This is a genomic window from Pseudoalteromonas piscicida, assembly GCF_000238315.3.
Taxonomy (GTDB): domain Bacteria; phylum Pseudomonadota; class Gammaproteobacteria; order Enterobacterales; family Alteromonadaceae; genus Pseudoalteromonas; species Pseudoalteromonas piscicida.
In genome coordinates, this window is the sequence record NZ_CP011924.1 from 654,013 (window position 1) to 669,187 (window position 15,175).

General features: G+C 43.6%; 16 protein-coding genes. 13 read left to right on the forward strand and 3 right to left on the reverse strand.

All coding sequences use genetic code 11. The features are described 5' to 3' along the window. The first annotated feature begins 1 nt into the window (after nucleotide 1). From cyoB to PPIS_RS03080, 6 genes are all read left to right on the forward strand, one after another. Nucleotides 2–1,984: a cytochrome o ubiquinol oxidase subunit I gene (cyoB, locus tag PPIS_RS03055; RefSeq protein WP_019647453.1), complete on the forward strand. Its 1,983-nt coding sequence runs from the start codon at nucleotides 2–4 to the stop codon at nucleotides 1,982–1,984. A 3-nt stretch (nucleotides 1,985–1,987) separates the two neighbouring features. Continuing rightward, on the forward strand, nucleotides 1,988–2,608 hold the full coding sequence (gene cyoC / locus PPIS_RS03060) for a cytochrome o ubiquinol oxidase subunit III (protein ID WP_010375478.1): 621 nt from the start codon (nucleotides 1,988–1,990) through the stop codon (nucleotides 2,606–2,608). Further along, nucleotides 2,608–2,967, forward strand: a complete 360-nt coding sequence (gene cyoD, locus PPIS_RS03065; RefSeq protein ID WP_017218861.1) for a cytochrome o ubiquinol oxidase subunit IV — start codon at nucleotides 2,608–2,610, stop codon at nucleotides 2,965–2,967. Before cyoC ends, cyoD begins: the two co-directional genes overlap by 1 nt. A 13-nt stretch (nucleotides 2,968–2,980) precedes the next feature. After that, the gene (cyoE, locus tag PPIS_RS03070) at nucleotides 2,981–3,859 is read left to right on the forward strand and encodes a heme o synthase (RefSeq protein WP_010375481.1); all 879 of its coding nucleotides are present in this window, start codon (nucleotides 2,981–2,983) and stop codon (nucleotides 3,857–3,859) included. Between the two features lie 302 nt (nucleotides 3,860–4,161). Continuing rightward, entirely contained in the window at nucleotides 4,162–4,389 is a 228-nt protein-coding gene (locus PPIS_RS03075; protein ID WP_010375483.1) for a hypothetical protein, read from the forward strand. Nucleotides 4,390–4,409: 20 nt separating this feature from the next. Next, a complete protein-coding gene (locus PPIS_RS03080) occupies nucleotides 4,410–4,721 on the forward strand; it encodes a YciI family protein (RefSeq protein WP_010375485.1) in 312 nt (103 codons plus the stop codon). Here PPIS_RS03080 and PPIS_RS03085 read toward each other — a convergent pair. Continuing rightward, on the reverse strand, nucleotides 4,711–5,241 hold the full coding sequence (locus PPIS_RS03085; protein ID WP_010375488.1) for a TetR/AcrR family transcriptional regulator: 531 nt from the start codon (nucleotides 5,239–5,241) through the stop codon (nucleotides 4,711–4,713). The genes PPIS_RS03080 and PPIS_RS03085 overlap by 11 nt on opposite strands. Nucleotides 5,242–5,351: 110 nt before the next feature. Between PPIS_RS03085 and PPIS_RS03090 the strand changes: the two genes are divergently transcribed. From PPIS_RS03090 to PPIS_RS03105, 4 genes are all read left to right on the forward strand, one after another. Next, nucleotides 5,352–5,813 carry an HPP family protein gene (locus PPIS_RS03090; protein ID WP_010375489.1) on the forward strand — a complete coding sequence of 154 codons (462 nt, stop codon included), beginning with the start codon at nucleotides 5,352–5,354 and terminating at the stop codon, nucleotides 5,811–5,813. Between the two features lie 151 nt (nucleotides 5,814–5,964). Beyond that, the gene (locus tag PPIS_RS03095) at nucleotides 5,965–7,938 is read left to right on the forward strand and encodes a UvrD-helicase domain-containing protein (protein WP_010375491.1); all 1,974 of its coding nucleotides are present in this window, start codon (nucleotides 5,965–5,967) and stop codon (nucleotides 7,936–7,938) included. A gap of 86 nt (nucleotides 7,939–8,024) precedes the next feature. Continuing rightward, nucleotides 8,025–9,314, forward strand: coding sequence for a Glu/Leu/Phe/Val family dehydrogenase (locus PPIS_RS03100; protein WP_010375493.1), 1,290 nt, complete (start codon nucleotides 8,025–8,027; stop codon nucleotides 9,312–9,314). Between the two features lie 169 nt (nucleotides 9,315–9,483). Then, complete coding sequence (locus tag PPIS_RS03105) at nucleotides 9,484–10,455, forward strand: ATP-grasp domain-containing protein (protein WP_010375495.1); 972 nt, start codon at nucleotides 9,484–9,486, stop codon at nucleotides 10,453–10,455. A 45-nt stretch (nucleotides 10,456–10,500) separates the two neighbouring features. Here PPIS_RS03105 and PPIS_RS03110 read toward each other — a convergent pair whose 3' ends face one another. Then, the gene (locus tag PPIS_RS03110) at nucleotides 10,501–12,519 is read right to left on the reverse strand and encodes an ATP-binding protein (protein ID WP_010375497.1); all 2,019 of its coding nucleotides are present in this window, start codon (nucleotides 12,517–12,519) and stop codon (nucleotides 10,501–10,503) included. 168 nt (nucleotides 12,520–12,687) lie between these two features. On the opposite strand from PPIS_RS03110, the gene PPIS_RS03115 reads away from it, so the two are divergent. Continuing rightward, nucleotides 12,688–13,845 (forward strand): endonuclease/exonuclease/phosphatase family protein, encoded by a 1,158-nt coding sequence (locus PPIS_RS03115; RefSeq protein WP_010375499.1) that lies wholly within the window; start codon nucleotides 12,688–12,690, stop codon nucleotides 13,843–13,845. Between the two features lie 106 nt (nucleotides 13,846–13,951). Then, entirely contained in the window at nucleotides 13,952–14,362 is a 411-nt protein-coding gene (locus PPIS_RS03120) for a hypothetical protein (RefSeq protein ID WP_010375501.1), read from the forward strand. Between the two features lie 35 nt (nucleotides 14,363–14,397). Here the strand turns inward: PPIS_RS03120 and PPIS_RS03125 are convergent, their stop codons facing one another. Further along, nucleotides 14,398–14,604 (reverse strand): DUF2897 family protein, encoded by a 207-nt coding sequence (locus tag PPIS_RS03125; protein WP_010375503.1) that lies wholly within the window; start codon nucleotides 14,602–14,604, stop codon nucleotides 14,398–14,400. A gap of 145 nt (nucleotides 14,605–14,749) precedes the next feature. On the opposite strand from PPIS_RS03125, the gene PPIS_RS25275 reads away from it, so the two are divergent. Further along, a complete protein-coding gene (locus PPIS_RS25275) occupies nucleotides 14,750–15,172 on the forward strand; it encodes a hypothetical protein (RefSeq protein ID WP_019647452.1) in 423 nt (140 codons plus the stop codon). Nucleotides 15,173–15,175 lie beyond the last annotated feature (3 nt).

A 15,175-nucleotide genomic window follows, 5' to 3' on the forward strand; every position in this document is an offset into this window, starting at 1 on the left:
TATGTCGTTGTTTGGTAAATTATCCATCGAGGCAATCCCCTATCACGAACCCATCATTATGGTGACGTTAGCTGTAGTGGCGATTGTCGGTCTAATTGTGGCGGCAATGGTCACAAAACACAAAAAATGGGGCGTGCTGTGGCACGATTGGATCACTTCAATCGATCATAAACGCCTAGGCGTGATGTACATTATCTTGGCATTAATTATGTTAATGCGTGGTTTTGCCGACGCCGTCATGATGCGTACACAGTTGGCGATGGCTACAAGCGGCGCTGCTGGTTACTTACCTCCTGAGCACTATGACCAGATCTTCACCGCACATGGGGTGATCATGATCATCTTTATGGCGATGCCATTTATGATTGGTTTGATGAATATCATCTTGCCACTGCAAATTGGTGCTAGAGATGTTGCTTTTCCGTTTTTGAATAACCTCAGTTTTTGGCTGACGGCGGGCGGGGCAATTCTGATCAATTTATCCTTGGCATTTGGTGAGTTTGCAAAAACTGGTTGGGTGGCGTACCCGCCATTGTCTGAGTTGTCGTTTAGTCCAGGTGTCGGGGTTGATTACTATATTTGGGCGCTGCAAATATCCGGACTTGGGACATTGCTCACCGCCGTGAATTTCTTGGTAACCGTATTTAAGATGCGTGCACCTGGCATGACGCTAATGAAAATGCCTATTTTTACTTGGACTTGTACTTGGGCAAATATCCTAGTTGCGGCGTCTTTCCCGATTCTTACTGCGGTGCTAGCGATGCTAACGCTTGACCGTTATATGGACTTCCACTTCTTCACCAATGAAGCCGGTGGTAATGCCATGATGTATATCAATCTGTTCTGGGCATGGGGTCACCCTGAAGTTTATATTTTGATCTTGCCTGCGTTTGGGATTTTCTCAGAAATTATTTCAACCTTTACAGGCAAACGCCTGTTTGGCTATAAGTCGATGGTGTACGCCAGCGGTGCGATTTCTATTTTGGGCTTTATTGTTTGGCTACATCACTTCTTTACTATGGGTTCAAGCGCCAATGTTAATGCTTTCTTTGGGGTCATGACGATGGTCATTGCGGTGCCGACGGGAGTAAAACTCTTCAACTGGTTATTTACCATGTATCGCGGTCGTTTGCGGATCACGGTGCCGGTCCTTTGGACATTAGGGTTTATGGTGACCTTTACCGTTGGTGGGATGACCGGCGTATTGCTTGCAATTCCTGGCGCGGACTATGTGCTGCACAACAGTCTTTTTCTGATCGCACACTTTCATAACACCATTATCGGTGGCGCAGTGTTTGGTTATCTAGCGGGTTTTGCTTACTGGTTCCCTAAAGTAATGGGTTACAAGCTTGATGAGCGTTGGGGTAAAGCCTCGTTCTGGTGCTGGCTAGTTGGTTTTTTTGTGGCCTTTATGCCGCTTTATGTGCTTGGCTTCTTAGGCATGACACGTCGCCTAAATCATACCAACACGCCAGAGTGGAACATTTGGCTATACATCGCGTGTATTGGTGCCTTTATCATTATGTTTGGGATCATCTTCCAAGTGGTACAGCTAGTGGTGAGTTACAAAAACCGCGAGCAATTGCAAGATACCACAGGCGATCCGTGGAATGGGCATACGTTAGAATGGTCAACGGACTCTCCACCGCAGTACTACAACTTCGCGAAAACCCCTGTGGTTGACGATATTGACGCTTGGACAGAAATGAAAGAGCAGGGACAGGCATATCAAAAGCCTGCACAGTATCAGCCTATTCACATGCCAAAAAATACCCCGGCTGGAGTGCTTATCAGCGCGTCATTGACCGTGTTTTGCTTTGCCATGATTTGGCATATTTGGTGGTTAGCAGCGGTGGGTTTTGTCAGTGCTATCGCGGTATTTATTAAGCGTTGTTACACCCGAGACGTTGATTATTATGTTCAGGTTGACGAGATTGAGCAGATTGAGTCTGCCCACCTTTCTCGCGCATTACAGGAGGGTTAATTCATGAGTGCAATTACTCCCGCTACGCTGCATGCATTAGAAGATGCTCACGAGCATGCAGAGCATGACACAGGTTCAAATACCGTATTCGGTTTTTGGCTATATCTGATGACGGACTGTTTGTTGTTTGCTTCTTTCTTTGCCACTTATGCTGTGTTGTACATGAACACGGCAGGTGGCGTGTCTGGCAAAGACATATTCGAGCTGGGCTTTGTTGCGGTTGAAACCGCGGCCCTACTGTTAAGTAGTATTACCTTTGGGTTTGCCATGATAGCGGCAAACAAACAGAAAAAGTCGCAAACCTTATCTTGGCTTGCGGTGACATTTGCTTTTGGTGCGGTGTTTATTGGTATGGAAGTGTATGAATTCCATCACTTAATAGTACATGGTCATGGACCGCAGCATAGTGCTTTTCTGACTTCTTTCTTCTCATTGGTGGGTCTGCACGGCATGCACGTGACGGCAGGCTTGATTTGGATGACAGTGATGATGATTGAAGTGACACGTCGTGGTCTTAAGCCACAAACGGTAACGCGTTTGAGCTGCTTAAGCTTGTTCTGGCACTTTTTAGATATCGTGTGGATCTGTGTATTTACCGTTGTTTATTTAATGGGGGCAATGTAATGAGCCATAGTGAATCTCAAGCGTTAGCACAGATGGATGTTCATGAGCATGAACACGACAGCCACGGTAGTGTGAAGTCGTATCTAATTGGTTTTGTGTTATCCGTCATTTTGACAGCCATTCCTTTTGCTGCCGTGATGAGTGGCAGCTTGTCATCTAGCACGACATTCTGGACGTTAGTGACAACGGCGTTAGTGCAAATTTGGGTGCACCTAAAGTACTTTTTACACCTGAATTTTGTTACGGAAGAAGGCAAGGCAAGCACGCTTTCCTTTATCTTTAGTGCGTTGATTATTGTGATGGTAGTGGGGCTGTCGGTCTGGATCATCTACGAATCGAACGCCATGATGATGTATTAACAGGAGAGTAGTCATGCTGCGTCGTTATTTTCAGGTGACAAAACCTGGGATCATTATGGGAAACTTGATTTCAGTCGCAGGAGGCTTTTTATTGGCCTCTCGAGGTGAAGTTGATTGGCTGCTATTTGCCTTGACTCTACTAGGGCTATCTTTGGTCGTTGCGTCAGGTTGTGTAGTTAACAATGTCATCGACAGGGATATCGATGCGGCAATGGCTCGCACTAAAACTCGCGTGACAGTAACTGGGGAAATTTCCTCAGTTGCTGCACTGTCACATAGTCTGGTACTCGGATTATCTGGCTTTGGGCTCTTAGCCTATTTCACCAATTGGATTGCGCTGAGTTTTGCCGCATTTGGTTTTTTTATTTATGTCGGTGTTTACAGCTTATACATGAAACGAAACTCAGTGTATGGCACGGTGGTTGGTAGCCTGTCAGGGGCAGTGCCTCCTGTGGTTGGTTACTGCGCGGTAAGCGGGGTGTTTGACTCTGGCGCTGCCATTTTATTATTGATGTTTTGTCTTTGGCAAATGCCACATTCTTACGCCATTGCGATTTTCCGTTTTGAAGATTACCGGGTCGCGAATATTCCAGTGTTGCCAGTTGCGCAAGGTGTTGAAAAGGCTAAGCATCATATTGTTTTGTATATTGCCATTTATGCACTCGTGGTGATGTTACTGCCGCTTAGCGGCTATACCGGCATAGCATTTATGGCGGTGGCCTGTACAACCAGTTTTTGGTGGTTATTTATGGCGCTAAAAGGATACCAAAGAGACTTAGATTTACATGGTTGGGCGAGGCAAGTATTTGCATTCTCAATAGTCAATATCACAGTCCTAAGTATCGCGATGGCGATTGATAATCACAGCACAGTTTCTGCGATGCTGTACTGATCGCAGATTATCCCAAAGTAACTAAAATCCAAAGGCCCACAGGGCCTTTTTTCGTTCTTATCTTAGTTTATACCAATTTGACTTAATACTTGCTCAATTTGAAGGAGTAAATCTGACGCTAACAGCGTTAAAAATTCCTCATTTAGAACAACTAAATAGCAAAATTTTTGCCTAGTTATCGACAAGATTTTCTCGCCTCAAAATAGACCACTTAATTAAGCAAGTTGGTATTATTTTATGTCGCTTGCTTTTTACCCATTTTATCTCCATATCCACCTTACTAAATAGGTGAGGGCATAATAATGGATATAGGGATAGCAGAAGTATTGTTGTTATTTGCGGCGATTTTTATCGCGTCCTTTTTACTTTTTAAGGTCGTGCTATGGGCCAAAAAAATGCCAAAAGGCGCCTATCTATTTTTGGCTTTAATGCCGCTCATTCCTCTTTTTCCTATTCCACCACCCGTTTTTAAAAATGTCGCGAAAGCCAAACAAGAACAACGTAAAAAAGCACCCAAATCAGAACCATAATCACACAGGAAAATAGCTTAATGTCAGCTTCAATATTTATTGTTAATCTTACTTATGTTACCGAAATTGAACAGGTAGAGCCGCTGCTTGCCCCTCACATTGCGTTTTTAGAACGTTTTTATGCCAATGGTACTTTTATCGCTTCTGGCAGAAAAATCCCACGAACTGGTGGGGTTATTTTGGTAAAGGCGAGTAGTGAAGTTGAGCTACTTGACATTGTTCGTCAAGATCCCTTTTATGTCGCCGAAGTGGCTCGGTATGACATTATCGAGTTTGTGCCAAGCAAGTTTGCATCTTGCTTTACAGAGGTGGAAAAATATCTTAATTCTTGAGTGCCCGCTTGGCCACGCCCGTATCGTGACAGGTATAGGCCGTTGAAATAATCCCTTCGCTCAATAGAAACAGGCGCTCGACAGCGGCATCATCAGCGTCGTTGAGCGATTGTTTAAGTAACGCTTTTACCGCAAGTTTGTGCCTCTGGCATAGTTGATTAATTGGACTGGTGAGCTCACCAAATTCTGCCGCCGTGTTGATAAAGTAACAACCACGGAAATCGCCTAGCACCTCCACTTTATTACTAATCCACTGATCTAGTGCTGAAAATAGCTGCTCTGTGAGCTGTTCATTCGTTTGAGCATTTTCGAGGCAACGAGATAACCAAGATATAAATAGGTGATGGCGCTGCTCAAGTGTTGCAAGCACCAGCGCCTCTTTACTCTCAAAATGGTTGTACAGGGTTTTTTTAGCAATACCAGATGACTTTAATACTTCGTTAATGCCAATGGCATGAATGCCATGTTGATAGAACAGTCCCATTGCGCAATCGATCAGTTGTTGTCTTTTTGTACTCATCAGTCAGCCATGTTTATTACCGTGATTATAGGTTGACAGAAGTAGACCAACTTGTCTACCATTTGCGGGGTAGACAAGTTGGTCTACTTTTTGGAAAGGGAAAGAATACAATGAGAGAAATACAACTTGCTTTAATTGCTGGAGCGGGGGCGTTTATCGCAATTGCAATATTGGCGTTTAGTCAAACGATAAGTGCTGAGCATATTTTTTTAATGGCACCTTTGGGCGCAACGGCAGTGCTGGTATTTGGTGTGCCTGAAAGTCCACTTGCGCAGCCTAAAAATGTCATCTTTGGACATATCATTACCGCTACAATCGGGATTATTTTTGCGCAGTATATCGGTGTTAACGAATTCACTTTGGCATTAGCAACGGGGCTTGGCGTATTTAGTATGTTAGTAACAAAAACCACCCACCCACCGGCTGGCGCGAATCCAATACTGATCATGTTGGCACTAGAGGGCTGGAGCTTTTTATTTACGCCTGTGATTATTGGTGCAGTGGTGCTCGTGCTGGTTGGTAAAGCAACGTTAGCGGCTAAGACAAAGCTAACTACAATAACAGCTGCGTGATATGTTAATGTGCAGGCTTCATTCGCCTGCCTTCTCAAATATTGAGCCGCACAATCTGTTAGCTAGGTATTAGATTAGTTCATTGAAATTAATAAAAAATAAATAGCGATGACAAAATTTCATTAAGCGCGTTTTTGGGTTTCGTGCTAGCATGGTCGCAACGGAATTACTTTGTCTGATTTACCAATTGATAGCATTACATCTCTTTAGTCGGCTGTTTTATGGGGTACGTGGTGCCAAGTGTACGAAAGAAGGCCTTCACCTTAAGTCGAAAACAGCTGACAGTTTCATTCCCTTTAGCGCTATGACAGTCCCGCCAGCACCTCTGCGTGGTTGGCTTGCTCAAAAAGTCCTGTTTAAACAGGGTCACGAGACCTATGTGTTAAGTGTTAAAAATCAAGGTACAGATGAGTTAGTGCAACAGTTGCAACGACTGTGGATTTTACACCATGGCAAGCACTTGCAAGTCAAAGTTCGTAAAATTGAGCAGTTATTAACACGTCGATATCTCAGTCATCATAATCAAAGTCTAGTGCGTCATGTTTGCAGTGCCTTGTGGTCCAGCTGGCAGCACCTAGATGACAATATCGTACCAAGTTCGTTAAAGCCTCAAGTAGCAACAGTACGAGAAATTGCACTTTGGAATGAGCGTGATATTGCTGAGTTTCAGTCTGCTTTTGTTGAACACTACTTGGCAAAAGACGCTAACTATTTTGACAGCATTGAATCAAATCCCCTTACAATAGCTCAGCGTAAGGCTTGTGTGATCCAGGATGACAGGCAATTACTGCTTGCTGGCGCAGGTACGGGTAAGACAAGCGTTATCAAGGCCAAAGTTGGGTATCTCTTGCATCGCAAATTAGCTCAGGCGAATGAGCTGTTATTGCTTGCGTATGGTAATGATGCTGCGACGGAGATGCGTCAGCGCTGTCAGCCTCTCTGTAATACTTTAAATTGCTCTACCTTTCATTCGCTTGGCATGCAGATCATCGAAGCGGTTACCGGGGCAAAGCCGACAATTTCAAATCTAGCAACGGATAAAAAACTATTTAAACAATTTATTGCAGACACAGTGCAGTCGTTGCGACAAGAAAGCCACTTTGAGCGAGACTTTGCGCTATTTCTGAAAAGTTCGAGTACACAGCAAGCGTCACAGGCGATAGACCTGATAAGTCAGGTATTACCATTGATGAAGCATGCTCAAATCATGGGGGAGGTTGAGCAACTGCTGACGCAATTTAGCAATCAAATGAGTGTGGTCATGCCTGTTCTTGCGGAATATCAGTTGTATTTAAGCAATGAATCTAGCATCGATTTCGATGACATGCTGGAGCGGGCTATTTATTACGTCGAGTCTGGTCAGTTTATTCCACCATGGAAATTCATCTTGGTCGACGAATTTCAAGACATCTCCCGTGTGCGGGCAAAGCTCATTCAGGTGCTGCTGGATAAAAAAGCCGGATCGCAATTGTTCGCCGTTGGTGATGATTGGCAAGCTATTTATCGCTTTAGTGGTGGAGATATGCGCCTAACTACCGAATTTACTCGGTATTTTGGTAAGTCGACGACCACATACTTGGATAAAACATTCCGTTATCCTCAAACCATTTTAGACACGGCGAGTGAGTTTATTTGCCGCAATCCAGAACAAATAACCAAGCATATCACTTCTCACACCACCGGCGTGGCAGGGCAGGGTGTGGTAAAAGTTATGGTGGATGACGAATTGTCACAGGCGCAACAACTGCTCAATCTTATCGAGCAGCGCAACGAAGGAAAAGCTTCCGTTGCCCTACTGGCGAGAAATCACAGAGCATTACCTGATAAATCAAAGATTGAGCAGTGGCAGCAGCTCTATCCCGAGCTTATTATTTCACATAACACCTTTCACGGTGCTAAAGGGACTGAAGCAGACTTTACGATAGTATTTGGTCTCAAGCATAGAAACTTTCCGTCACAGGTAAAAACGCCAGCATTTGTCGATGCGCTTTTACCAGCACAAGGGGCATTTCCTGACGCAGAAGAGCGGCGCTTATTCTACGTGGCATTAACCAGAGCGAAGAAACAATGCTTTTTACTAGCGCCAAACGATGCACCTTCCTACTTTTTAGAGGAAATCGCATAATTATTAATCCCTGTTGATGGACTTGATCTTTTTGCGCCATGCACTCATACAATTACTTGTTGAATTAAAAAATAAGCGAGGAAAGGATGAGTACGGATCTACTAAAAGACGCGTTGAAAAGATTAAATCATATAGTCGAAAAAACAGGAATTAACGAGTCTACCTATCAAGCGTTAGCCCAGCCTCAAAGAACGCTGTCGAGCAATATCTCAATTCGTCGTGATGACGGTAAGCTTGACTATTTTAAGGCATATCGTTGTCAATACAATGATTTGCTAGGTCCAACAAAAGGCGGAATACGCTTTCACCAAGAATCTGATATGAGTGAGGTGCAAGCTTTAGCCCTTTGGATGACACTAAAGTGTGCGGCGGTTGGAGTGCCATTTGGCGGTGGTAAAGGTGCCGTAACCGTTGACCCTAAATCACTGAGTCCGATGGAGCTTGAGCGCCTTGCTCGAGCATATATTAGAGCTAATGCTGATTTTATTGGACCCGATCAAGATATTCCCGCACCGGATGTGTACACCAATGCCAGGATCATGGGTTGGATGATGGATGAATACGAGAAAATCGTCCGTAAAAAAAGTCCAGCCGTGATCACTGGTAAACCGCTTATTTTCGGAGGGAGTGAAGGGCGAGAGTCCGCCACAGGTCGCGGTGCATTTTTAATGATAGAGCGGCTTAGTGAAAAAAATAATTGGAATAAAGCAGAACAAACAGTAGCTATTCAAGGCTTTGGTAATGGTGGCTATCACTGTGCAAGGCTGTTGCAGCAAGCGGGCTATAAAGTCGTTGCAGTAAGCGATTCAAAAGGCGGGATTTACTGTAAAGATGGCTTAGATATAGAAAGCATTTATCAAGAAAAGCAACGCAACAAAGCGCTTAAAGCCGTGTACTGTGATGATTCGGTCTGTGAAAGCGTTGAACATAAAGTGCTGAGTAATGAAGAGCTGCTCGCGCTGGAGGTAGACATTTTGGTGCCCGCAGCGCTATCCGGCGCAATCACCCGAGATAACGCCAAAGCAGTATCGGCAAAGTATATTGTCGAAATTGCCAATGGACCGATTGAGGCGGACGCCGACGAAATCTTGCATGAACAGGGCGTGATAGTGATCCCTGATATTTTAGCTAATGCCGGCGGCGTCATCGTAAGCTATTTTGAGTGGTGTCAGAATCGCCAAGGAGAGGCTTGGGACGAGCAAACTGTGCAAGATAAATTGGCGCAATATTTATCGAGTGCGTTCGAAGCGGCGTGGCAGCTGCGAAGTGATGAAGGGCTTGAGATGCGAGATGCTGTATACAAACTGGCGTTAAAACGTATTGAGAGCGCCTTGGAAGCTCACGGGACACAATCTTACTTTGAAAATCGTGAGTAGTTTTTTAGATTGTGTCGATAAATTTTTTTTGCTGTACTATTTTCGGGTGAGTCCACATAATCGCGCTTTTGTTTGGGGGGCGGTGATACACGAGCCTACTTAGGTGTTTTCACTTAACGATTCGTGTCGACAGCGTTCCTCTTATTCCGCTACTCAAGGGGCAATTCGTATGCGCGGTTGGATCATTTACAAAGACTCTGCCAGTTTGTTAAAACCTGAAATTTATGAAATAGATAGATTGATGGCGGTGGCAAAGGAAGAAGGTATTGATCTTCAAGTTTACTCACCTGATCAATTCGATCTATTGGTAACCAGAGAAGATGAAGAAAGTATTCTGATTGATGGTCAGCCGGTTGCGTTACCTGACTTTGTACTGCCGCGTATGGGTGCAGGCACGACTTACTTTACGCTTGCGATTATCCGTCACCTTGAACGTTTAGGCGTACATTGTTTTAACTCTTCACAGTCTATCGAAACCGTAAAAGATAAGCTGTATGCTCAGCAGATCCTTGCAGAGCAAAATTTACCAACACCAAAAACTATGTTGGTTAAGTTCCCTGTAAATATTGAACTGGTAGAGAAGCAAATAGGCTTCCCGGTCGTGATTAAAACGCTATCAGGCTCGCAGGGCAGCGGCGTATTTTTGTCTAAATCACGCGGTGAATTTGATGATTTGATGCAACTCATTGAAGCGACAAATCCAAAAGCGAATATCATTTTGCAGCGTTTTGTGAAGTCGAGTCATGGTCGAGACTTACGTGTATTGACCATCGGTGGCCGTGCTGTCGCTTGTATGGAGCGCAATTCTGGCGGTAAGAACTTTAAGGCCAACGTCAGTTTAGGTGCAAAAGGTAGCCCACACCCGATCACCCCTGAAATCGAATGGCTAGCAACACAAACCGCTAATATCCTGAATCTAGATGTTGCTGGCATCGACTTATTATTCGATGAAGAGCATTTTAAAATTTGTGAAGCAAACTCAAGTCCAGGTTTTGAAGGGCTTGAACAGGCTGTAGACATTGATGTGGCGAGAGAGATTTTACACTTTATTCGAATTCGCTTAGGGATCTTTAACCGCACTGGTCAATCGAAGAAGAGCAGTAACGGCACTAAAGCGAGTAAAGAAAAAGCAGCGGAATAATACCGCTACGTCACAACACGAAAGGAGCGAGGTCAAGCTCCTTTTTTATTGCGTGAAGGGCTCAAGCGCGCCTCTTAGTGCGTCAAGCTGAATTGGCTTAGACAGAAAGTTATTCATGCCGGCTTCATAACAGGCTGCCTTATCGGACTCAGAAGTATTGGCAGTCAACGCAATAATATGCGGCCCTTGGCGTTTATCTTTTGCAAGCCTACGAATACTGCGAGTGGCTTCAAAGCCATCCATAATCGGCATGACGCAATCCATAAACACAATATCAAAGGTTTTGTCTTGGCATGATTTTACGGCTTGCTCACCGTTATAAACTTTGTCAATGTGCGTTGCACCAAACTGATTTAGTAACTTTTCCATCACCAGTACGTTGATTTGATTGTCATCTACAAGCAGGATTTTACATTCTGATAAGGAAATATGCTGCTCTTCAGTCTTTTGCTCTTGTACGTCGTCGGCTTCGTCTGCAAACTCTATAGGGAAGGTAACGATAAAGGTACTTCCTTTACCCAACTCACTTTCTACCTGTACTTCGCCTTGCAACAAATTACAAAGCTCAAATACGATTGAAAGGCCAAGACCAGTACCACCAAAATGCCGACTTACACTGGCATCGCCTTGGCTAAATGGCTGAAAAAGATGTACTTGATTGGTCTTGGCAATCCCAATGCCTGTGTCTGAGACGCTTAATTGTAGAACTGGTGAAGTTTCACTACCCAGTACGTCGGCATAAATATCGATACTACCCGTTGGTGTAAATTTGATGGCGTTACTCACGAGGTTTGCAATAATTTGTTTAACTCGAGTCGGATCTGAATAGAGCCAATTTGTGCCTTGGTTATGAATATGGAAATTGATTGAAAGCCCTTTTTCGCGACAGGCTGGGCTGTACAGGCCTACAACTTGTTCGACTAGTTGATGAAGATCAAACGCGGTATTGTCTAGCTTCAGGTTGTTACTATTTAACTTACTGAAGTCTAATACGTCGTTTATCAATGTGATCAACATATCTGCACTGTTGACTGCGACGCTCAGGTTACTCTTGATTTCTTTTATGTCGGTTTCTTTTCGGCACGCTTGCAGCATGCCGACTAAGCCATTCAGCGGGGTTCTTAATTCATGGCTGATTTTGGCGATAAATTCACTTCGGGTCTTAAGAAGTTGCTCCGCTTCTTCGCGCTTTTGCTCTAATGCAATACGCATTTTGACTTGTTCATCAATATCTTGAATTGCTCCAAAAACCCGAACGCATTCGCCATTTTCATATTCACCTTGACCGTGAGAGGCGACCCACTTTTCGTTGCCGTTGGCATCAATAATAATGGATTCTATGTCCCATTTGGTTTTAGAGGTGATGGCGTCGTCTATAGCCTGTTTAATGTTTCCTTGGTGAATGCCGGGTTTGTAGAAGCTGATGGCATTGTCGAGTGTTGGTGTAAAGTTATCATCAACACCATGAATGAATCGCGTTTGTTGGCTCCAATACACTTTGTTCTTTTTAAAATCGACTTCCCATGAGCCAATATCAGCAAGACGGCTCATCGCTGCTAATGCTTGTGATCGGTGTTGTATTTTTTTTAACGCCTTTTGCCGAGAAATTTCAACACCAATCCATTGACCTAATAAACTCACATAATCTAAGTGTTCTTGACTGAACGCTTGGGCTTTGGCGCTGGATGCGGAAAAGTTGACGGTACCATAGCGTTTACCATCAACAATAATCGGCGCACCAATGTAGCTCTCTAGGCCAAAGTTTGCGTAGCAAGGGTGAGTGGCAATTTCGCTGGTACCAGCGTGATGAAAAGACAGTGCGCTGTCAGCTTGTAAAGTGTGCCAGCAATAGGTGTTTGCCAGTTCAAAATCCGTACCTGCTAACAAAGAATTATCTGGAGTGATCACATGCTTTACTGTGTATATATCAGCTTGAATTTCACTGACGATTGCAATGTCAAGCTCAAAGACATCGAGGCCAAGAGTCAGTAGCGCCGTCACTTTTTCTTCAAATGTGGTGTCTTGGTTTGTGGTGATGAGATGTAATCGTTTTAATATACTCACAAATTTCACATTGGCAGTACAAGGCAGTTAATCATTTAACTTTAACCGCTCTTTGCTAACTTGCCAACATTAAATCGTTTGAGTCTGTCGAGATAATTTCCGTTTTTCAAAGGATTATGAATAAAATAGTCATCGCGGGAATTATCACAATGTTTTTAAGGCAAGTCTATGAAATACCTAGGTCTACTTTTTTTATTAATGACAACGGTTGTAAGTGCACAAACACTACGTGTTGCTACCTTTAATGTCAGTATGGAAGCAACGAACTATCAACAAAAAGGGCAAGCGCTGGACTCTCAAAAGCTCAGTAAATTACTACAGAATGGTCAACATCAACAAATCAAAAATATTGCAGAAATCATTCAGCGTGTTCGTCCAGATGTGATTCTACTCAATGAATTTGATTACATCGCTGAACCAAATAAAGGTGTACTGGCATTCGTAAATAACTATCTAGCGGAACCTCAAGCGGATCAGCAGCCGATATCGTACCCTTATTTTTATATTGCGCCAGTCAATACTGGATTACCAACACCGTATGATTTAGATAATGACGGTAAGCAATCTAACTATGGCGGTGATGCCCAAGGGTTTGGTTTATATGAGGGGCAATATGGGATGGTTGTACTGTCAAAGTACCCGATTAAAAAAGAACAGGCCCGAACACTGCAGACATTTCTTTGGAAAGATATGCCAAACCATATGGTGACAATAGATCCGACGACGAGGCAGCCTTGGTATAGTGAGCAAGAGTGGCAAAGCTTGAGACTAAGCTCAAAATCTCACTGGGATCTGCCAATTGAAGTGAATGGTAAATTGTTTCACCTGTTGGCGATGCACCCAACGCCCCCTGTCTTTGATGGTGAAGAGGATAGGAATGGTAACAGAAATCACGATGAGATCCGCTTAATGGCCGATTATATTGACCCTAAACGTAGCCAGTACATTTATGATGATAATGGCGTTAAAGGTGGCCTTAAAAATGATACACGATTTGTCATTGTTGGTGATTTAAATGCTGCCGATACAGGGGATAAACATAGACCCGGTGTGATAGAAGAATTATTAGATAACCCTAAAGTATTCTCGAACTTTACGCCAAAAAGCAAAGGGGGAAGTGAACATAGCAAGGAAAGTGAGAGTCGTAGTTATACCGCCCATTGGGGAGCGCGTGTAGATTACGTATTGCCATCCAAGTTCGGCTTTCAAGTACTTAGCAGCGGGGTTTTCTGGCCAAGCAAAGAAGACGAATTATTCCGTTTAGTGGAAAGTCGTCATGCCAGCTCCGATCACCGTTTAGTTTGGGTAGACGTGGAAGTTAAGTGACCTCAACGATTGATCAATTGTGTCGCTTATTACAAATTTAAACAATGACTAACGGAACTAAACCGAAATAACCCTTAAGCTTGCGCTTAATGAATAGGAGAGTGTGATGAAAAGAATTCTATTAAGTGTTGGTTTAGCGGTTTGGTTATCCGGGTGTGCTCATCATGATGATGTGCGTCCATCGTCTGATGGTGTGCATAATATTATGTTATTTTCCGACAGTCGTGATGCGGGGAGTAAAGAGGCATTAAAGCAGGCCCGACACTATTGCAAACAAGCTAATATGGTCGCGTATGTTGTGAATCTAGATATCATTTATAACAGTGATACGCCTGAGAGTACTTATATCACGCAAAAAGGCGTAGCTAACGCCGTTGAGGCTGCCGGTATGGCGATGTGGATTTTTGGTCGAAATAGTGTCGATGATGCAGGGGCTGCAATGACCATAGGTGGAGGAATAGCCGATGGTGCGCTCGGTAAGCCATATGATGTGCGATTAAACTTCAAATGTGGATGAATGCTTAGTCAGCACGTTTAACGTCGCAACATGCTTCAATCTTCATCCTTTTTTGGATTGTTTTGAGGCGTGTTGTTTTTGGACGTTGCCTTATCTTTGTCAAAAGGCGCCGTCTGCTCGTCGATCTTCTTTTTCATTTCAAATTTGGCGGAATACTTTAACAACGCAATATTGCTCCAAATCACCCCTAACACGCCAACAATGATCAAGATCACTTGCCATGTCTCTAATTGATTGCCCATTCTAGCTCCTTAAAAAAGCCCTATTTTTTAAATTTGTCCTGAAATAGGTGAGCATTTTAGCGCGACTGTTGATATTATTCACCACCTAGTCATTTCGCGATAATTATGCTGCATATATTTACATTCTGAGGATAATAGCGCATTCATGGAACAAGTGTTAATTTGGCCTGCCCAGTATCCCATGCTGTTAAAGGGGTTAATCGAACAAAACGGTGCTTACATTCTAGATGCCATAGAGGCATGGCCGAATTGCCAACAAATGAAAGATGAGCAGGGCGTAACGACCACTGTTCTACCTCCTTTATTTTATCTCGCTTGGTTACGACCGCTAGAGCCGTTCGAAGCCTGTTATTTTCAGCATATTGATGACTATGACGATAAACAGCGTCAATACGTTAATAGCGTAATTCAACACATTGAGGAAAATGATACTGATCAGGATGAGCTAATAAAAACACTTATTCAGCGTCTTGGTCAGTACTCTAACATTCAAGCTCAGGCACAAGAGCAAAGTTTATCGTTTGTAGAGCTGCTCTGTGACAAACATTATGAAAAAACGCTGATATAGCTA

Coding starts and splice junctions, on each gene's coding strand:
- PPIS_RS03105 (WP_010375495.1), top strand. CDS start 9,484: ATGCGCGGTTGGATCATTTACAAAGACTCTGCCAGTTTGTTAAAACCT.
- PPIS_RS03085 (WP_010375488.1), bottom strand. CDS start 5,241: ATGAGTACAAAAAGACAACAACTGATCGATTGCGCAATGGGACTGTTC.
- PPIS_RS03075 (WP_010375483.1), top strand. CDS start 4,162: ATGGATATAGGGATAGCAGAAGTATTGTTGTTATTTGCGGCGATTTTT.
- PPIS_RS03080 (WP_010375485.1), top strand. CDS start 4,410: ATGTCAGCTTCAATATTTATTGTTAATCTTACTTATGTTACCGAAATT.
- PPIS_RS03090 (WP_010375489.1), top strand. CDS start 5,352: ATGAGAGAAATACAACTTGCTTTAATTGCTGGAGCGGGGGCGTTTATC.
- PPIS_RS03115 (WP_010375499.1), top strand. CDS start 12,688: ATGAAATACCTAGGTCTACTTTTTTTATTAATGACAACGGTTGTAAGT.
- cyoC (WP_010375478.1), top strand. CDS start 1,988: ATGAGTGCAATTACTCCCGCTACGCTGCATGCATTAGAAGATGCTCAC.
- PPIS_RS03125 (WP_010375503.1), bottom strand. CDS start 14,604: ATGGGCAATCAATTAGAGACATGGCAAGTGATCTTGATCATTGTTGGC.
- PPIS_RS03100 (WP_010375493.1), top strand. CDS start 8,025: ATGAGTACGGATCTACTAAAAGACGCGTTGAAAAGATTAAATCATATA.
- cyoD (WP_017218861.1), top strand. CDS start 2,608: ATGAGCCATAGTGAATCTCAAGCGTTAGCACAGATGGATGTTCATGAG.
- cyoB (WP_019647453.1), top strand. CDS start 2: ATGTCGTTGTTTGGTAAATTATCCATCGAGGCAATCCCCTATCACGAA.
- PPIS_RS03095 (WP_010375491.1), top strand. CDS start 5,965: ATGGTCGCAACGGAATTACTTTGTCTGATTTACCAATTGATAGCATTA.
- PPIS_RS25275 (WP_019647452.1), top strand. CDS start 14,750: ATGGAACAAGTGTTAATTTGGCCTGCCCAGTATCCCATGCTGTTAAAG.
- PPIS_RS03120 (WP_010375501.1), top strand. CDS start 13,952: ATGAAAAGAATTCTATTAAGTGTTGGTTTAGCGGTTTGGTTATCCGGG.
- cyoE (WP_010375481.1), top strand. CDS start 2,981: ATGCTGCGTCGTTATTTTCAGGTGACAAAACCTGGGATCATTATGGGA.